This window comes from Acinetobacter sp. SW-226 (assembly GCF_055632855.1).
The window spans coordinates 652,144-669,371 of record NZ_CM145752.1 but is presented as its reverse complement, the minus strand read 5'-3'; the positions used below and the strand labels follow the sequence as shown (position 1 = coordinate 669,371).

19 protein-coding genes are annotated in these 17,228 nt (G+C 42.7%); 4 read left to right on the top strand and 15 right to left on the bottom strand.

All coding sequences use genetic code 11. The features are described from left to right. Positions 1–210 precede the first annotated feature (210 nt). Positions 211–1,440 carry a beta-ketoacyl synthase N-terminal-like domain-containing protein gene (locus tag ACZ8ZH_RS03240; RefSeq protein ID WP_086210754.1) on the top strand — a complete coding sequence of 410 codons (1,230 nt, stop codon included), beginning with the start codon at positions 211–213 and terminating at the stop codon, positions 1,438–1,440. Between the two features lie 23 nt (positions 1,441–1,463). Beyond that, complete coding sequence (locus tag ACZ8ZH_RS03235; RefSeq protein ID WP_005011820.1) at positions 1,464–1,916, top strand: CopD family protein; 453 nt, start codon at positions 1,464–1,466, stop codon at positions 1,914–1,916. 80 nt (positions 1,917–1,996) lie between these two features. On the opposite strand, the gene ACZ8ZH_RS03230 is transcribed toward ACZ8ZH_RS03235, so the two are convergent. From ACZ8ZH_RS03230 to ACZ8ZH_RS03210, 5 genes are all read right to left on the bottom strand, one after another. Then, complete coding sequence (locus ACZ8ZH_RS03230; protein ID WP_086210755.1) at positions 1,997–3,103, bottom strand: acyltransferase family protein; 1,107 nt, start codon at positions 3,101–3,103, stop codon at positions 1,997–1,999. A 186-nt stretch (positions 3,104–3,289) separates the two neighbouring features. Continuing rightward, positions 3,290–4,732 carry an amino acid permease gene (locus ACZ8ZH_RS03225; protein WP_119064940.1) on the bottom strand — a complete coding sequence of 481 codons (1,443 nt, stop codon included), beginning with the start codon at positions 4,730–4,732 and terminating at the stop codon, positions 3,290–3,292. Positions 4,733–4,873: 141 nt separating this feature from the next. Then, positions 4,874–5,233, bottom strand: coding sequence for a RidA family protein (locus ACZ8ZH_RS03220; RefSeq protein WP_119064941.1), 360 nt, complete (start codon positions 5,231–5,233; stop codon positions 4,874–4,876). A gap of 37 nt (positions 5,234–5,270) precedes the next feature. Beyond that, positions 5,271–6,368, bottom strand: a complete 1,098-nt coding sequence (gene alr, locus ACZ8ZH_RS03215) for an alanine racemase (RefSeq protein ID WP_119064942.1) — start codon at positions 6,366–6,368, stop codon at positions 5,271–5,273. A 36-nt stretch (positions 6,369–6,404) separates the two neighbouring features. Further along, entirely contained in the window at positions 6,405–7,664 is a 1,260-nt protein-coding gene (locus ACZ8ZH_RS03210) for a D-amino acid dehydrogenase (protein WP_086210758.1), read from the bottom strand. A gap of 137 nt (positions 7,665–7,801) precedes the next feature. On the opposite strand from ACZ8ZH_RS03210, the gene ACZ8ZH_RS03205 reads away from it, so the two are divergent. Further along, positions 7,802–8,266, top strand: coding sequence for an Lrp/AsnC ligand binding domain-containing protein (locus ACZ8ZH_RS03205; RefSeq protein WP_004694947.1), 465 nt, complete (start codon positions 7,802–7,804; stop codon positions 8,264–8,266). Positions 8,267–8,279: 13 nt separating this feature from the next. Here the strand turns inward: ACZ8ZH_RS03205 and ACZ8ZH_RS03200 are convergent, their stop codons facing one another. Further along, complete coding sequence (locus tag ACZ8ZH_RS03200; RefSeq protein WP_119064943.1) at positions 8,280–9,530, bottom strand: hypothetical protein; 1,251 nt, start codon at positions 9,528–9,530, stop codon at positions 8,280–8,282. 45 nt (positions 9,531–9,575) lie between these two features. Further along, the gene (locus tag ACZ8ZH_RS03195; RefSeq protein ID WP_119064944.1) at positions 9,576–10,223 is read right to left on the bottom strand and encodes an HAD-IA family hydrolase; all 648 of its coding nucleotides are present in this window, start codon (positions 10,221–10,223) and stop codon (positions 9,576–9,578) included. A gap of 93 nt (positions 10,224–10,316) precedes the next feature. Here ACZ8ZH_RS03195 and ACZ8ZH_RS03190 point away from each other — a divergent pair, with 93 nt between their 5' ends. Next, positions 10,317–11,084, top strand: coding sequence for a hydroxymethylpyrimidine/phosphomethylpyrimidine kinase (locus tag ACZ8ZH_RS03190; RefSeq protein ID WP_119064945.1), 768 nt, complete (start codon positions 10,317–10,319; stop codon positions 11,082–11,084). Between the two features lie 30 nt (positions 11,085–11,114). Here the strand turns inward: ACZ8ZH_RS03190 and ACZ8ZH_RS03185 are convergent, their stop codons facing one another. The 8 genes from ACZ8ZH_RS03185 to ACZ8ZH_RS03150 form a co-directional block, all read right to left on the bottom strand. Further along, the gene (locus tag ACZ8ZH_RS03185) at positions 11,115–11,768 is read right to left on the bottom strand and encodes a nuclease-related domain-containing protein (RefSeq protein WP_416332354.1); all 654 of its coding nucleotides are present in this window, start codon (positions 11,766–11,768) and stop codon (positions 11,115–11,117) included. Positions 11,769–11,890: 122 nt separating this feature from the next. Then, entirely contained in the window at positions 11,891–12,376 is a 486-nt protein-coding gene (locus tag ACZ8ZH_RS03180; protein WP_119064947.1) for a methylated-DNA--[protein]-cysteine S-methyltransferase, read from the bottom strand. Positions 12,377–12,408: 32 nt separating this feature from the next. Next, on the bottom strand, positions 12,409–12,726 hold the full coding sequence (gene sugE, locus ACZ8ZH_RS03175) for a quaternary ammonium compound efflux SMR transporter SugE (RefSeq protein WP_119064948.1): 318 nt from the start codon (positions 12,724–12,726) through the stop codon (positions 12,409–12,411). An 82-nt stretch (positions 12,727–12,808) separates the two neighbouring features. Continuing rightward, positions 12,809–13,126, bottom strand: a complete 318-nt coding sequence (gene sugE, locus ACZ8ZH_RS03170) for a quaternary ammonium compound efflux SMR transporter SugE (protein ID WP_005400191.1) — start codon at positions 13,124–13,126, stop codon at positions 12,809–12,811. A 235-nt stretch (positions 13,127–13,361) separates the two neighbouring features. After that, positions 13,362–14,288, bottom strand: a complete 927-nt coding sequence (locus ACZ8ZH_RS03165; RefSeq protein ID WP_119064949.1) for a copper resistance protein B — start codon at positions 14,286–14,288, stop codon at positions 13,362–13,364. After that, entirely contained in the window at positions 14,275–14,568 is a 294-nt protein-coding gene (locus ACZ8ZH_RS03160; protein WP_119064950.1) for a hypothetical protein, read from the bottom strand. Before ACZ8ZH_RS03160 ends, ACZ8ZH_RS03165 begins: the two co-directional genes overlap by 14 nt. Further along, positions 14,555–16,408, bottom strand: coding sequence for a copper resistance system multicopper oxidase (locus ACZ8ZH_RS03155; protein WP_119064951.1), 1,854 nt, complete (start codon positions 16,406–16,408; stop codon positions 14,555–14,557). The genes ACZ8ZH_RS03160 and ACZ8ZH_RS03155 overlap by 14 nt, the downstream gene beginning before the upstream one ends. Positions 16,409–16,453: 45 nt before the next feature. Continuing rightward, on the bottom strand, positions 16,454–16,927 hold the full coding sequence (locus ACZ8ZH_RS03150; RefSeq protein ID WP_119064952.1) for a hypothetical protein: 474 nt from the start codon (positions 16,925–16,927) through the stop codon (positions 16,454–16,456). Positions 16,928–17,228 lie beyond the last annotated feature (301 nt).

Genomic DNA, 17,228 nt, shown 5'->3' with positions numbered 1-17,228 from the left:
TAACAATATGTGTCTTTTAGTAAAGTTGAAATGTGCTTTGCTTGATTTTAAGACAAGCTAAATTGGCATAGGATTTGCCATAAGAATTAAAAATTCTTTCTGCTATTATGATCTGCATTGAAAACATAAGAGTTGCAATTGGCTTAGAAATAAATTGTTGATTCATCTCTAAGCGCAACTCGGTAAAACCACCATATAAGGGATCTGTAAATGAAACGTGTAGTAATCACTGGCATGGGGATCAACTCATGTATCGGTAATACTTTGGAAGAAGTTACTCATGCATTACAAAACGGGATTTCTGGGACACGTTTTAACCCAACCTATGCTGAACTCAATTTTAAAAGTCATATCAGTGCTGCTGCTGAACAAGACTTTGATGGTATCGACCGTAAGCTAAAACGCTTTATGGGTGTTTGTGCTATGTATGCATATAACGCTGCGGTTGCTGCGGTTGAAAATGCAGGCTTAACAGCCGAGCAAATTGGTGGCAATCCACGCTATGGTATCGCAGGCGGTTCAGGTGGTGGTTCAACTGCATCTGTAGTTGAAATGAAAGAATTGTTAGACACCAAAGGCGCACGTAAAGTTGGTCCGTTCTTCGTACCACGTAATATGTCGAACACAATTACAGCAAACGTTGGTGTTGCTTTTAAAATGCAAGGTGTTGCACACACCATTACCAGCGCATGTGCAACCTCTGCTGATGCAATTGGTTATGCCTACAACCTGATTCAACTCGGCAAACAAGACTTAATGCTTGCAGGTGGCGGTGAGGAAGATCACTGGTCTCAAAGCTTGTTGTTTGATGCCATGGGTGCACTGTGCTCAAAGTACAATGACACACCAGAAACAGCGTCTCGTCCTTATTCTGCTGACCGTGACGGCTTCGTGATTGCTGGCGGTGGCGGTTTTGTGGTGCTTGAGTCTTTAGAGCATGCGCAAGCACGTGGCGCCAACATTTTGGCTGAAGTCGTAGGTTATGCTGCAAACTCTGACGGTGCAGACATGGTTGCACCATCAGGTGAAGGTGCGACACGTTGTGTACTGATGGCACTTGAAGAAGCAAAACAGCACGGCGTCGACAAAATTGACTATGTGAATACGCATGGGACATCAACGCCTGCTGGTGATGTGACTGAGTTAAAAGCAATGGAACGTGCATTTGGCGAAGGTCAAGTTCCTCCACTGAGCTCAACTAAGTCAATGACAGGTCATAGCTTAGGTGCAGCAGGCGTACAAGAAGCGATCTACTCTGTCCTAATGATGCAAAATGACTTTATTGCACCCAACATCAACGTGACTGAACTGGATGAAGGCGCAAAACCATTTGATATCGTGCTTGAAAAACGTGACGCAAAATTGAATACTGTGATGAGTAACAGTTTCGGTTTTGGCGGCGTAAATGCATGTCTCATTTTCAAAAAATGGGAAGGCTAAGCCGCCCATTTTAGGGTGACTTGATGGATGCTCCTTCTGATGCTTTCTTGTGGGTAAAAGCATTACATATTATTGCCGTGGTGTGTTGGTTTGCTGCACTGTTCTACTTACCACGGCTCTATGTTTACCATGCCATGAGTGATGATGCAGTCAGTCATCAACGTTTCGAGGTTATGGAACGTAAGTTATACCGTGGCATTATGTGGCCGTCGATGATTGCAACACTGATCACGGCACATTTCTTGGTCGATTGGGGTGATGCAACACGCCACTATCATGAAGCCCTGTGGTTCTACCTCAAAGTCGGTTTGGTTGGACTGTTGGTTATTTACCACTTTGTTTGCGGTTATTACCGTAAGAAATTGATTGGTCATGCACACTACAAGTCACACAAATTTTGGCGCTTCTTTAATGAAATGCCGACCCTCATTTTATTTGCTGTGGTGATTTTAGTCGTGGTTAAACCGACATTTTAAAATCCCACAGTTAAAAAGTCCCGATTGATTCGGGGCTTTTTAATGTCTGTAAAAATCAACAGTACAACTCAAGATCCACGCTATGACCGTATCCCAAATTGACGAATCTTCAAATTGAGCGGGGTCGAATAATATTTCTCAATCGCCCAACTCAAAATAAACACCGCGATAAAATAAACAGGCAACAACATCAGCTTTTCAGCCGCTAAAGTGTCTTTTGGGAAATACACCACTTTCATTAAGCCAAGAATAATCAAATGAAACAGATACATTTCATAGCTACGCTGCCCAATCCAGACCAAACTCCGTGCCGTGTGTGAAACAGGTTTAGCTTTCGGCTCTTGAGTAAAGCAAAATATGAGTAATGCCGTCAGTAACGCAAATACGCTGATGCCCCAAGTACTCACCTCTTTGATGGGTGCATAAAAATATAAAGCGGTCATTAGAAACGCTGTTACTGCAACAATCATTTTTTGATTATAAATAGTTCCCTTGAAATACTGTGCATACATTGCGGTGAGGCAGCCAATGGCAATTCCATCAAAGCTAGAGAAATAGTGATATAGATAAGCCCCACTTTCCTCTCCAAAATGCAGGGCACGAAAATACGGTGCATACGCGATGACGGCGAGCAGCAAAACAATAAAGCCTTTGCCCCGACCAAGCCCTAAACACAGGACAGGAAAGGCTAAATAGAAGACTTCTTCAACCGATAAAGACCACAATACGCCCAAAGCATAGTTCACCCAACCGTATTCAATAATCAGTAGATTCATCCAGAAACTCAAAGCTGAAAGAACAGTCACAGCATAGGACACCTCTACGCCATTGGGCGACTGATTGATAAAGGGTTGTAATCCTAAACTTCCGAGCACACTAACCATCGCGACCAATAACACCAGACACGGCATAATTCGGGCAATACGACGGATATAAAAATCTTTCAGTTTAATCTGCGCCAAAGAACCACTGCGCTGTAAAGTATGCTGGGTAATCAAAAAACCCGAAATGACAAAAAATATGGTCACACCATAGTTGCCATTTCTTGCAATCAAAGTACTTAAGCTCTCGCCCCCAATGGGAATGCCGAGAACCGTATCGTGTAATTTATACGGAATATTGAAATGGTGAATCAGCACCAACAGGATGGACACGCCACGCAGGATGTCAATTTTATAATTACGCATAAATCATTGTTAAAATTTTAAAGTGCTTCATTAAAAGTGAAACCATCAGATTTAAATAGCTTTTATATATAAAATCATACAATGATCCAACACTGAATTAGAACCCATTGATTCAGCTTAAGCAAAAAGAAAGCCCTGCTTATGCAGGGCTTTCTTTCAAACATCACGAGTACAGAATGAATTTACTTAGTTATCCAGTTGCTTTTCTAACAGACGTTTTTTCATACGTGGCTTGTACAGCAGTTGATAGGTCACGGCTAAAATAATCACCCATAGCGGACTGATCATCAATGCGCGAAGGGTATCCGCCTCTAAACTCAAAATAACCAACGTGAAGAATAAGAAGATTAAGACCACATAAGACATCCAAACACCGCCCGGCATTTTAAAGGTCGACTTTGCATGTAGCTCAGGACGCAATTTACGGTAGCGGATATAGCACACCATAATAATGCTCCAAATACTGATAAACAGAATCACACACAATGAGCTGGCTAATGTAAAGGCTTCAACGGTGTTTGGTACAAAATACTGTAGCGCCGCACCTGCCATGATAAAGGCACATGAGAAGAATAGGCCTTTTGCTGGTACAGCACGTTTTGACAGACGCGCTAGGCTCTGTGGTGCTTGCCCTTCTCTTGCCAAACCAAACAGCATCCGTGATGTAGAGAACACACCACTATTCATGGAAGACATCACTGAAGACAGTACCACCAAGTTCATAATGATGGCTGAAGTTGGGATACCCGCATGTAAAAATAGTGAAACGAATGGGCTTTGATCCGCAGGAATTTGATTCCATGGTGTCACCGACATCACGACAAATAGCGACAACACATAGAATAAAATAATACGGGTTGGAATCGCATTCACTGCTTTCGGTAAGTTCTTTTCAGGATCTTTGGTTTCAGCAGCCATGGTTCCAATCAGCTCTACACCGACAAAGGCAAAGAGTGCTATTTGGAAGCCTGCTAAAAAGCCACTACCGCCTTGAGGGAACATCCCACCATGCGACCAAACATGACTGAAGCTTGCAACTGAACCGCCCGGTGCTTGGAAATGGCTAAACACCATAAAGCCACCAATCACGATCAACCCTAAAATGGCTAAAATTTTGATTAAAGCAAACCAAAATTCAATTTCGCCAAAAAGTTTCACGGTCAGCAAATTTAGCCCAAGGACAAACAGCACACAGCCGACACTGATTAAAGCCTGTCCCATAGGCGTAAAGGTCATATCTGGCGGGAGCCAAAAGCCAAGATAGTTAATAATGGCTGCCAAGTCCGCAATACCGACCAAGACCCAACCGAGCCAATAGGACCAACCGATATAGTAACCCGCACCCGGCCCAATCAGATCATGAGCCATGTCGATAAACGACTTATAGTGCAAATTGGACAATAGAATTTCGCCCAATGCACGCATTAGGAAGAAGAACATGGTCCCGATAATCATATAAATGATCAGAATAGAAGGACCAGCAAGAGAGATAGTTTTGCCCGAACCCATAAATAGGCCCGTCCCAATCGCGCCACCAATGGCAATCAATTGCAGGTGGCGGTTAGATAATTTCCGTTGTAATTCATGCGATGATGCATTTGCACCGTCAGCTTGTGGTGTGGTCGTCATAATTTAACATCCTGTTAATGTCCTTTTTTGCGTATAAACCATGTTCATACAGTGCTCGTTTTCCTAACGGGCGGTATTTATACGCTGATCAGCCATTCAGCCTGAGCCAAAGGGCTGATACACACGGGGAGAGTTTAAAAATTAGTTTTGTGCAGCAGTTACTGCAATTTCGATCAACCAGTTTGGATTGACCAAATCAGCTTGAATCGTGGCACGTGAAGGCGCCACACAACCGTTCATCCAATCAATCCAAATCGCATTGACTGTTGAAAAATCAGAGAGATTTTTGATGTAAAGCTGAGCAGATAACAAACGTGATTTATCTGTATTTGCCAAAGCTAAAAGCTCATCAATCGTTGCTAAAATTTCATGGGTCTGACCTGCGACATCATTGTCGGTATTTTTTGGCACTTGCCCTGACAAATACACCACTTGATTAAACACAGTGACTGCACTCATGACTTCGTTGGTGTTGAATTTTTGAATGTCTGAATGTGACATAGGTCTTTCCTTGTATGAAACTGTCTAAAAATAAAATTTAATCTTGGATAAAATTGACACGTGCAGTAACAGCACACATCAGCTCATAGCCAATCGTGCCTGAACCTGCTGCGACTTCATCAATGCTAAGCACAGTACCCTGTTTCGAAGTACCCCACAGCACCACTTCGCTGCCAACTTGGGCATTGGGGAGGTGAGATAAATCGACTGCTAACATGTCCATGCTGACCCGTCCGACCAAGCTACTGCGTTGTCCATCGACTAAAATAGGCGTACCTGTTGCAGTAATCCGTTGATAACCATCGGCATAACCACAAGCCACAATACCCACACGCATGTCGCTTTCAGCAATGAACTTTGAGCCATAACCGACACTATCGCCTGCTTTTAACTGCTGAATGGCAATCAACTCGCTACGCAAACTCATGGCAGGTTGCAAATCCCAGTCTTCAATGGAGTGGCTTGGATAATCTGGAGAACTGCCATAAAGCATAATGCCGCTACGGATCACATCCGACTGCAACTGTTCATGACGTAAGATGGCTGCGCTGTTGCTGACTGAACGTGCACCCGGTAGATCATGGGTAATGGCATCAAATAACTGACATTGATGTGCAATGCCGTCACGTCCGAAACGCTCACCATCGGCATCTGAAAAATGCATCATATGGGTCAAACGTTGAACTTGAGGCAAGTTTGAAAGCTGCTGCCATACTTGACGGTACTGTTCAGGACGGAAACCTAAACGGTTCATGCCGCTGTTCATTTTTAAATAAACATCGAACTGCGCCTCTAAAGGAAAACGCGCTAACCATTCAAGTTGATATTCACTATGAATACTGTAGCTTAGACCTAGCTCATGGCAGTCAAATAGATCTTGCTCTGAGAAAATACCTTCGAGTAACAGAATTGGGCCTGTCCAGCCCAAAGCACGAATGCGTTTTGCCTCTGCCAAATCGAGCAGCGCAAAACCATCGGCAGATTTGAACGCTTGATAGACGCGTTCAATACCATGACCATAAGCATTGGCTTTGACCACCGCATAGACTTGGCTATTCGGCATTTTAGTGCGAGCAACATTTAAATTATGCTGCAGTGATTGGCTATGAATCACTGCAGTAATTGGACGTGGCATTTTTTTCTTCCTTGAATCAATACGGCCTAAAACGGATTAGGCTGCTGAAGGATAACGTTGAATAGAGAGACCTTCAGTACTGATATCTGGTTGATGATTCATCACCAAGTCACTGATGAGCTTGCCTGAACCACATGCCATGGTCCAACCCAAGGTGCCATGTCCTGTATTTAAGAATAAGTTTTTAAAACGAGTCGCACCAATGATTGGCGTTGAGTCTGGTGTCATTGGACGTAAACCGGTCCAGAAACTGGCTTCAGCTAAGTTTCCACCTGGGAATAAGTCTTGAGTCACCATCTCCAAAGTTGCACGGCGATCTTGGTTTAAACCGTGGTTGAAACCACTCAGTTCTGCCATCCCCCCCACACGGATACGTTGGTCAAAACGCGTGATGGCAATTTTATAAGTTTCATCAAGAACCGTAGACTGTGGCGCAAATGCAGGATCTACAATTGGAATGGTTAGTGAGTAGCCTTTGACAGGGTATACAGGCAAATTCAAATTCAATGGTTTCAAGAAATCACGTGAATAACTACCAAAAGCAAGCACATAACGGTCTGCTGTAAGCACTTGACCATCCACCACCACGCCTTTGATTTCATCCCCTTCAACCACTAGTTTTTCAACATTTTGGTTAAATTTAAATTCTACACCCATGTCTTTTGCAAGGTTTGCCAAAGCATTGGTAAATAGGTAACAGTCACCTGTTTCATCATTCGGTAAATGCAAACCACCGACTAATTTATCTTTAGCATATTCTAAAGCTGGCTCAACTTTGGCTAAGTCATCTTTTAATAATAGTTCGTAGTCAACGCCACATTCTTTTAATACTTGGATGTCACGTTGTACGGCATCCAATTGAGCTTCATTACGGAAAACCTGCAAAGTTCCTTTCGCACGGTTTTCATAGTGAATACCAGTTTCTTTACGCAGTTCACGTAAGCAGTCACGGCTGTATTCAGCAACACGCGTCATACGTTCTTTGTTAATGGCATAGCTTTGTGGATTGCAGTTTTTTAACATCTGCGCCATCCAGTTTAACTGCCACATGCTACCATCAATGTTAATGGCTAAGGGTGCATGATGTTGGAACATCCACTTTACGGCTTTAAACGGAATACCAGGTGCAGCCCACGGTGTAGAATAACCCGGAGAGATTTGCCCTGCGTTACCAAAGCTAGTTTCTTCAGCAGGACCAGCCTGACGGTCTAAAACCGTAACGCTTGCGCCTTGTTGTGCAAGGTAATATGCACTTGCAACACCGATGACACCACTACCTAAGACAATTACACGCATGACTGATCCCTTACACACACTAGTTTATTTCACTAGTATATTTTTAGGTTAATAGTTTTTTTCACTGTTTTTAATATTATAATCTAGGTAAATCACCACTTTTGTCGCGCTAAAATTCTAAACATAGGAAATTTATAATGCGTAAATTAGATCGGATTGATCAGCAGATTTTAGACATTTTGCAGCGCGATGGACGAATTGCAATTAGTGAATTGGCCTCTCGCGTTAACCTCTCAACCACGCCATGTTCGGAACGCGTCAAACGCTTAGAGCGTGATGGTATTATCATGGGTTACTACGCACGCCTCAATCCGCAACTGGTCGATCGAAACTTATTGGTGTTTTTAGAAATTAAGCTATCAGCCAAGTCTGGCGATGTGTTTGATCAAGTGGCGCGTGACTTGGTCGAGATTCCAGAGGTTTTAGAATGCCATCTGATTTCAGGTGAATTCGATTATTTGGTCAAAGCCCGTTTAAAAGAAATGAGTGCCTACCGACGCCTATTGGGTGATTTACTAAAAAAACTGCCCTCTTCAGCGTCATCGCACAGTTATATTGTGATGGAAGAAGTCAAAGAAAGTTTTTATTTGGACATTCGCTAAATTGCACAATAGCTTAAATCGGCATACAAGTATCTTGAGCTAAATACGCAGGGAGCTTTTGTTGTGGAAATGGCTGTTTCAAACAGAGCTGATGCCCTTTTTGATAATAATCATATCCTTCCCTATTTTTATTCAGCTCTTCTACCGATTCCTGCTTTTGTACCGCATTAAAAACTCGAATTTTATTGTCTAAAATTCGAGAACGAAGTGCATAAGGCCGCCAATCAACAACAGCTACTTGCGCTAAAATATTTCCCACCGAATTTTTCAAAACGTATTTAGAGCGCTTCTCAGGCTGAAAATGCTCATACTGTTGCAAGAAATCCAAATACGATAGTTCAGACAATGCAATATAAGGTTCGATGTCTTTAACTTGCTGATTTAAACTGCGGTTTGGTAGATAAACCAGACGGTATTGCCAATCAGACATACCTTTTGGTACTGCTAGACTTTGAAAGGAGTGTGCATTTTGGCTCACTTCATAACGCATACTTTGCCTTAAACTCAAAGCATGCTGAGTTAAAGGTGCGACATGCACGCTCGCATGCTGAGCCTTTAGATTGAGCATATCCAGACTCTGCCAGATAAAGTTCTGCATGATATATTTCTCAATCATAGAGAGTTTCTGTCCCTGCATATTTTGTAAAGCAGAGATGTACTGTAATAATGCAGTCTTTGACTCATCTTTAGGTTTTAAACTCAATTGAACCGCATGCAATAAATGAAGATCGCGCAGAGTCTGATAGTCTGGCAGTGCACCGTCAGCTGGAAGCAATAAAGAGACATAATCCGTACTGTTTAACCAGTGCAAATAACGCTGTATTGCAAATTGCTCTGTTGCAAGCATTGCAACAAACTGAGATTGATGTTGGCGAATAAAGGATTCACTTTGTTCTGGCGTTTGTAGTAAAACCTGATTGAGTTCATCTAATACTTGTTTTTGTTTTGCCGACAACGGGTGTTTTTGCAACTGCTGTATTTGCATAGGCGCTGCTTTATTTGCGGAAGATAATGACTTACCCTGCTGTTGCCACTGCTCATAATAGCGTAAACGACCCAAGCTTTCAGGCTCAACATCTGCTTTCGCATCCATTCCCCAGGCATAGAAAAATGGATGCTGTTTCAGATCGCTTTGAAAGGCATAGTCAGCATCTATCAAGGCTTTGGTTTGAGCAGATAACTCATCATCCTGCTGTAACCAATAAACCAATCCACCACTACCGAATGCCAATATAACCAAACCCAGCAGAACTTTTTTTATCATTATTCGCATAATCAAGTATTTTATTATTTAGCAATCATACTGATTTTACTTAATAAATTGAAGTATCTCAGCAAAAGTTTTAATTCGTGCTTTAGGCGCGGCTTCCGTCAACTCTTGATCAGAACCATAACCGTATTCCACCGCAATAGTCTCAATGCCGTTGCGACGTGCACCCAAAATGTCATGCTCTCGGTCGCCAACCATCAGACATTCTGCTGCTTTTAACTGCTCTTTTTCTAGAATATAAGCAATCAAATCTCCCTTATTGGTGCGCTCACCGTTCAGTTCACTGCCATAGGGGTGCACAAAGTATTGTAGTAAATTGAAATGCTCTAAGATTTGACGGGCATAGACTTCTGGTTTTGCTGTCGCCAAATACAAGTGATAACCCTGCTCGGTCAGTTTTTTTAAGGTCGGTTCAACATCGGCAAATAAATGGTTTTCATATAAACCTTTCACCGCAAAACGCTCACGATAGCCCAGTAGAGCTTGCTCTGCCAAAACATCGTCCACTGCAACATTTAAGAGTTTTGCCAAAGACGCTTTGAGTGGTGGCCCAATAATCCAGTCAATATTTAGATCATCGGCAATGGGATGCCCAACTTTGTTTAAGCCATAACGTGCGCTGGTGGTAATACCAACTTTCGGATCTGTTAATGTTCCATCTAAATCTAGCAAAATATGTTTAATCACAGCTGATCCTTCTTGGGCTTTAAATAAAATACTATCGAGAGTTCTGCTAAAGTTGCCTATACTATCGCAAATTTTCGCAACAAGGATATTTCTGTGCGTTCAACCGTACTGTGCTTTTCTGGTTTAGACCCTTCAGGTGGTGCTGGTTTACAGGCCGATATCGAAGCGATTGGTCAAAGTGGTGCGCATGCAGCCATTGCGTGTACAGCACTCACTGTTCAAAACTCGCAACAAGTGTTTGGCTTTGAAGCAACATCAAAAGAATTGCTGTTAGCTCAGGCGCACGCTGTTGTCGGTGATTTACCGATTAAAACCGTAAAGTCTGGCATGTTAGGCACCACAGATAATATTGCAGCACTAGCTGAATTTCTACGTGAACATCCTGAGTACCAGTATGTGCTCGACCCTGTTTTAGTAGCGAACAGTGGAGGTTCACTGGGCGATCAAGCAACCTTGGTCAAAGCTTTTGTTGAACTGATCCCATTAGCAGACATTATTACTCCAAATACAGTTGAATTACGGGCGTTAACGGGTCTCGATGACTTAGATGCCGCAACGCAAAAGTTGTTTGAAATGGGCGCCAAAGCGGTACTGGTCAAAGGTGGTCATGAAGACACACCAGACTATATTCGCAATGCTCTGTTTGTGAATGGCGAGCTCATTTCTGAAACTCGCTGCCCGCGTTTAGCAGGCGAATATCACGGTTCAGGTTGTTCGCTGGCGAGTTTTATTGCCGGTCGTTTGGCACAAGGTGACAGTGTTAAAGTCGCAGTACATCATGCCGAAACATGGCTCTTTGGTGTATTAAAACAGGCAGAAACACCTGTTGAAGGCGGTCAGAAAATTCCAAAGCGTTTCTAAGTACAAAACCCTGCATATGCAGGGTTTTGTTTAACGGTCTTGATGACGTTGTTTTAAACGTGCCACATGCTCACGGTTGGTTTTCCATGACTTCTCTAACACTTCTTTTTCAATCCGAAGCTGAATCCTTTTCAGTTTCATCGCTGGAATCACTTCTGTGTTAAAGGTCTTCATATAATCGACCCATGTTTTACCTTTAAATACTGTACTGGGCATTGCAGTTTTGAACTCGCATTCAGGCATAAACACCACAGCAGAATGGATATAGTCTACATCGACAATATCTTGCAACACACTGTGCAGTACTTTGACGTGTTTATAGTTTTGATGTAGCGGATTTTGAAATTTAAAGCTCTTTTTATAAATTTTCTGCGTCCACATCTTTTGACGTTCACCACCAAAAATCCAACCCTTGTAGTTTTTGGTTTCAATTACAAAAACACCAAAGGGACTTAATACAATATGGTCAATTTGCGTCGTCTCACCCTGCTCGTCAGGCAAAGTCACATCGTTAATTAGAATATAACGCTCATCCAAATATAATTTCACATGCGCTTGAACCGCGAACTCCCCAAACTTTCCTTTCAGATAAGGCTTAAACACTTTTAAAAGACCAATCCCAAACAAGATCAGTAGCATCCACCATAGCTCTGAAAATACATTCCCCACAATTTGACTTATCATATTATTCATCGTTGTTTGAGTTAGAGACACGATTCTTCAAAAGAAGATAGATTAAAACATAAGATTCTGATTTTTAAATTATTAAAATAAAAAAACAAGCTTAAAAACTCCGAAAAACAAGCTTAATTCGCAATTTTCTCAAGCCTTAATAAAATATCTTTATTGTCCAGACCGCCTGCGAAACCAACCAATTTTCCATTCGCCCCCACCACCCGATGACACGGTGCAATAATTGAAATCGGATTTTTGCCATTGGCTGCACCCACTGCACGAACAGCTTTGACATTGCCAATCTGTAGCGCAATATCTTTATAGCTTCGGGTTTCACCAAACGGAATTTGCAGTAAAGCCTGCCAAACTTGCTTCTGAAAATCTGTCCCAGCAAAATCCAAAGGCAAATCAAAACTTTGACGCTTTGCCGAAAAATATTCGCTCAACTGTCGTTCCGTTTCCAACAAAATCGGATGCTGATTCTGTTCAACCAACTCAGCTAATCGTACCCGTTTTGGGTTTTCATTTTCCCACAATACGGCAACCAAGGCTTGATCATGTGCCACCAGTCTCAGTACCCCGACAGGAGATGGCATATATTTAAAAAATAAGCGCATGCTTCACCACAAAAATTGTCTATGTAGCAACATTATGACGATGAAAGTTTCATCAGTACAAGTCCAGAAATGATTAAAACCGCTGCGAGCATCCGCATGGCATTGGCTGGTTCGCCCAAAATCAAAATTCCAACCAAAAATGAACCAATCGCGCCAATCCCTGTCCAAACGGTATAGGCAGTGCCCAAAGGTAAGGTCTTCATGGAATAAGACAGCAGCGCAAAACTGGCCACCATAAATACGAGGGTTAAAATACTCGGTGTCAATTTGGTAAAACCATCCGATACTTTCATCGCATAGGCCCAAACCACTTCGAGCAAACCTGCAACAATTAAAATCACCCATGCCATACGCCACACACCTTTTACCGAAACCAGAAACAACAAAGCTTCAAACGAAGGATCGCTTGAAGCTCGACAGATTTAAATGAATTTAGCTTGATGAGAGTTTCATCAAAATTAGGCCCGATACAATCAGCACCGCAGCAAACATCCGCATAGCCGTTGCGGGTTCACCTAAAATAAAAATCCCGACCAAGAAGGAACCAATCGCACCAATTCCAGTCCAAATGGTGTACGCGGTCCCTAGCGGCAATGTTCGCATTGCATAGGCCAGTAAACCAAAACTTAAAATCATGAACACAATGGTGATGATGCTGGGTGTGAGTTTGCTAAACCCTTCGGACAGCTTCATTGAATATGCCCAAACGATTTCAAACAGACCCGCAAAGATAAGAAAAACCCAAGCCATACTACCAACTCCATTTCACTAGAGTCAGGTCGTCCTGACGAATTTTCTCAATATGAGGGAGGTCGTTCCTCCTGAATATGCCTCAAATTATAGCAAAATACGCACCAAAATGAGCTATTTTTACACTTAAAAATCATTAAAGTGCAAAAGGAGTGATCTAAACCAGCAAATCACCCCTCTTTCAGCACAAATCTAGTGCAATCTCAGGTATTCACTTTAAACCTAAACGTTCGACTTAAAACTTAAAGCGAATACCCATTCCATACTGCCAACCTTTCTCTTCGTCACTTTCAACTTGCCAAGCCGTCGCTTCATTGCCTTTGCTATATTCATAGGCAATGTCCACATAAGGCATGACTTTTTTACTAATCTCATAACGTGTCTCAAGACCGACGGCTGCACTACTGAGACCTGATTTTTTGGCATATTTAGAGTCATCACTAAAAATAAGATTCAGATCTAAATAAGGTTTAAAGATCAGCTTTTGGGTCAATAACAAGTCCCGCTCAGTTTCCAAACTAAATGCGGCATAGTTGTCTGCACCAGCATACACATAGGCATCGGTTTCAAAGAAATACGGCGCTAAACCATGTAAGCCAAGCACCCCATCCACTTTTTCTTCCGTATCCCAGTCATGCTGTTCACGCTCCACTTTTTCAACTCGGTAACGTGCACCCGCCTGTACATCCCAAAAGTCTGAAATCATACGGCTATACAGTACTTTGGCATCATACTCAGCCTTATGCGATTCCTGCTTATCTGCATGTAGTTTGATAAACAGCTTATTTTCATCTGTCCCGATACGAGTTTCAAACTCAGACTTTAAACCACCATCACCGTCTTCATTCAGCAACCATTTGTTATCAACGGTGGTGACCGCATAAATTTGCGCACCGTGCTCTTTGCGGTGATCATGCGTATGTGCTGTTGAATCATGATTCATCTGCTGCCCATGTTGTGCACTAGACTGCGGAGCAACTTGAGTTGGAATGGTCATCGCCTGATGCTGTGCATGTTGTGACATCACAGACTCAGTGGTCATGGACATATTTGCATTTGCTTCAGCAGGCATATCATGCCCTTCATGCGCCATAACCGCAGCACTCATCAACATTAAAGAACTGCTCAATATGCTTTTAGAAAAAAGATTAATGGTGCGCATGATGATCTCCTTTCTGAGCCTTCGACTGCTTACTTGGTTGAGTTTGAGCTTGCTTCTCCGATGAAGGCTGACCCACCGCATTTTTCTGTTTCAGCATCTGAGCATGCTCATCGGCACTATGCTGATGATGCTCATGCGCCATTTCTTTGGACTGTGCTTGGCTTGTTGATTTGGCTTCTTGTTTTTCATGCTGTGCATGAGATTCGGCAGCCATCGCAATCGAACTCAATAACACAGTAACAGCTAAGGCAAAGCCTGAAAAAAGATTAGTGATGCGCATGTTCATCTCCTTTTGGCTCAGCTTGAGCTGCTGCTTTTTGTCCTTGAATTGGGGTGGTAGACACTTGAGCGTCACTGACATTGGCCACTATCAATTTATTCATCATGCCTGAACTCATGTGGTAAAGCAGATGACAGTGAATGGCCCATTCGCCTAACTCATCTGCGGTCAGTAAAGCGGTCACTGTTTTACCTGGTGGTACAATCAACGTGTGCTTATTCGGCATATCAACGGCGGCTTGTCCATTTTCCAGTTGCATAAACATCCCGTGCAAATGCATCGGATGTGCCATCATACTGTCATTAATAAATTTGATCCGAAGACGCTCGCCATATTTCACTTTCAGTGGTTCAGCATCGCTAAATTTTTTCCCGTTGATGGTCCACAGGTAGCGCTCCATAGTTCCGCCCAAACGGACTACCAACTCGCTCGTTGCTTCACGGGTATCTTTTTGGGGTTCTAAGGATTTGAGATCGCTATATTGCAATGCCTTATCACCTTTAGGCGTAGAAGCATTCGCCCAACCATAAACTGGTGTAACAGCTTCTTGTACCAAACTTTTTTTCGTGTTGTGTTGAGCGTGATCCATATTCGCCATTGCATCATGATTCATTTTCGAATGACCCATTTCAGACATCGCTTCAGGATTCATTTTCGAATGATCCATTGCAGGCATCGCTTCAGGGTTCATTTTGGAATGATCCATTTCAGACATTGCCGTATGGTTCATCTTTGAATGATCCATACCTGAATGTTCTGAGCCGTGCCCCATATCTTCCATAGTCAACAATGAACGTGGACGGGGTGCAGGCATATCTATGCCCTTGGTCATTGGGGTCAACTCATTGTGCAAAGTTCCAATGGCATAGCCTGAACGGTCAATCGACTCTGCTTCAATTTGGTAATGCCCTGCTTTCGGCTCCACAATCACATCATAAGTTTCGGCCGTTCCAATCCGAAACTCATCCACAGGAACGGGTTTAACAGGCTGACCATCTGCACTGATTACCGTCATTTTTAGATTAGGAATACGTACATCAAAAAATGACATGGCTGAGGCATTGATAAAACGTAAACGAACTTTTTCATTTGGCTTAAACATACCTGTCCAGTTCTGTTCAGGGGTTTTGCCATTGATGAGGAAGGTGTAGCCCGTGACATCGGACAAATCCGTTTTCAACATGCGCATTTGATTCCACATCGAACGGTCTTTCCATGCAGCTTTTAAACCATCACGTTGCACTTGCTTCCAAGTATCACCTAAGGTTTCGCGTTGATTTTGATAATACTCGGCAGAAATTTTCAGATTCTTCTGAATTTGTTCACTGCTCTGTTCATGGAAATCTGATAGCATCACCACATAGTCACGCTCGGCTTTTTCATGCTGCGCTAAAGGCTTTTTGTCTTTAGGATAAATGACCAATGCGCCATACAGCCCGTCCTGTTCTTGTCCCTTCGAGTGTGCGTGGTACCAATAAGTTCCACTCTGGCGAACTTTGAACTTATAGACAAATTCGCTTTTCGGCTGAATGCCGTTAAACCCATTAAAACCCGGAACACCATCCATCAACCCAGGCAAAAGCAAACCATGCCAATGGATTGATGAGTCTTGATTTTTTAGGTTATTTTTGACGCGAATGACTGCATCATCACCCTCCTCAAACTCAAGCAAAGGCGCTGGAAACTGCCCATTGACACTAATCCGCTTGAGCGACTTTCCCGTTAAGTTAACTGGGCTTTCATCAATCACCAATTGGTACTCTTTGACTGCGGCAAAGCTCCAAGATGATGACATCAGACACACCCCAAGGATGAGGCTTTGTTTAAATTGAATAGACATGACTAAATCCTAATAATTTTAAAAATAAAGTTTTAAAAATCAGGATTAGGCTTTAGGAGGACGTAGAATTTCTTGCCAATAGCCCACTAAATGTTGAGCGTGATAGCGGAAATGCGGGGTTGATTGTGCTACAGCAGCTTCAAGCTGAACCAATACGAGGGGTTCAACATCTAAAAGCGTCAGCGTCGTTTGGCAGTGATACTGTGCACACTCCTGACACTGAACTTGCTTGCTTTGCATAACATCCGACACATGACAGTTGCTCTTCGCTGCCATATCGGCTTGAGCCATATGCATTTGATGTCCAGAGGCTGGACTTGATGATTTCGCTTGATGGCAGTCTGGCATGGTTTGCATGCCTGTTGCATGCGCTGAACTTTGCTCACTGGTTGCAACCTGCATACTGAGTTGCATCATTTGATGCATCGGCGCCGCCGAAGCTTGGGCAATACCACTCCACCCCATTACCAAGGTAATGAGTAAGACAAACCAAGAATGTGACTTGAGCAATGAACGCACAATCAATCCTATTAAGTCAGTGAATGGAAGGTGGTATCTAAGCACGATCAAATGTTTATCGCCAGTAAATGGCTTACATTTTTTAGCTGATTCCTTACAGGATAAGCAAAGAATGGCTTATACACAAGATTATAAATTTAAATTCAATGACTGTGAGGGTTTAGTCTCCCAGCAGACTTAAACAAGAAAGTTATTTTTTAAACAGTACCATTTTTAAGCAAAGTTGAATAAAGCATCAGTGAAAATCAACTATTCAAGACATAAGAAAGGACTCAAATGAGTCCTTTTTATACATTTAATG

Coding starts and splice junctions, on each gene's coding strand:
- ACZ8ZH_RS03240 (WP_086210754.1), top strand. CDS start 211: ATGAAACGTGTAGTAATCACTGGCATGGGGATCAACTCATGTATCGGT.
- ACZ8ZH_RS03235 (WP_005011820.1), top strand. CDS start 1,464: ATGGATGCTCCTTCTGATGCTTTCTTGTGGGTAAAAGCATTACATATT.
- ACZ8ZH_RS03230 (WP_086210755.1), bottom strand. CDS start 3,103: ATGCGTAATTATAAAATTGACATCCTGCGTGGCGTGTCCATCCTGTTG.
- ACZ8ZH_RS03225 (WP_119064940.1), bottom strand. CDS start 4,732: ATGACGACCACACCACAAGCTGACGGTGCAAATGCATCATCGCATGAA.
- ACZ8ZH_RS03220 (WP_119064941.1), bottom strand. CDS start 5,233: ATGTCACATTCAGACATTCAAAAATTCAACACCAACGAAGTCATGAGT.
- alr (WP_119064942.1), bottom strand. CDS start 6,368: ATGCCACGTCCAATTACTGCAGTGATTCATAGCCAATCACTGCAGCAT.
- ACZ8ZH_RS03210 (WP_086210758.1), bottom strand. CDS start 7,664: ATGCGTGTAATTGTCTTAGGTAGTGGTGTCATCGGTGTTGCAAGTGCA.
- ACZ8ZH_RS03205 (WP_004694947.1), top strand. CDS start 7,802: ATGCGTAAATTAGATCGGATTGATCAGCAGATTTTAGACATTTTGCAG.
- ACZ8ZH_RS03200 (WP_119064943.1), bottom strand. CDS start 9,530: ATGATAAAAAAAGTTCTGCTGGGTTTGGTTATATTGGCATTCGGTAGT.
- ACZ8ZH_RS03185 (WP_416332354.1), bottom strand. CDS start 11,768: ATGATAAGTCAAATTGTGGGGAATGTATTTTCAGAGCTATGGTGGATG.
- ACZ8ZH_RS03180 (WP_119064947.1), bottom strand. CDS start 12,376: ATGCGCTTATTTTTTAAATATATGCCATCTCCTGTCGGGGTACTGAGA.
- sugE (WP_119064948.1), bottom strand. CDS start 12,726: ATGGCATGGGTGATTTTAATTGTTGCAGGTTTGCTCGAAGTGGTTTGG.
- sugE (WP_005400191.1), bottom strand. CDS start 13,126: ATGGCTTGGGTTTTTCTTATCTTTGCGGGTCTGTTTGAAATCGTTTGG.
- ACZ8ZH_RS03165 (WP_119064949.1), bottom strand. CDS start 14,288: ATGCGCACCATTAATCTTTTTTCTAAAAGCATATTGAGCAGTTCTTTA.
- ACZ8ZH_RS03160 (WP_119064950.1), bottom strand. CDS start 14,568: ATGCGCATCACTAATCTTTTTTCAGGCTTTGCCTTAGCTGTTACTGTG.
- ACZ8ZH_RS03155 (WP_119064951.1), bottom strand. CDS start 16,408: ATGTCTATTCAATTTAAACAAAGCCTCATCCTTGGGGTGTGTCTGATG.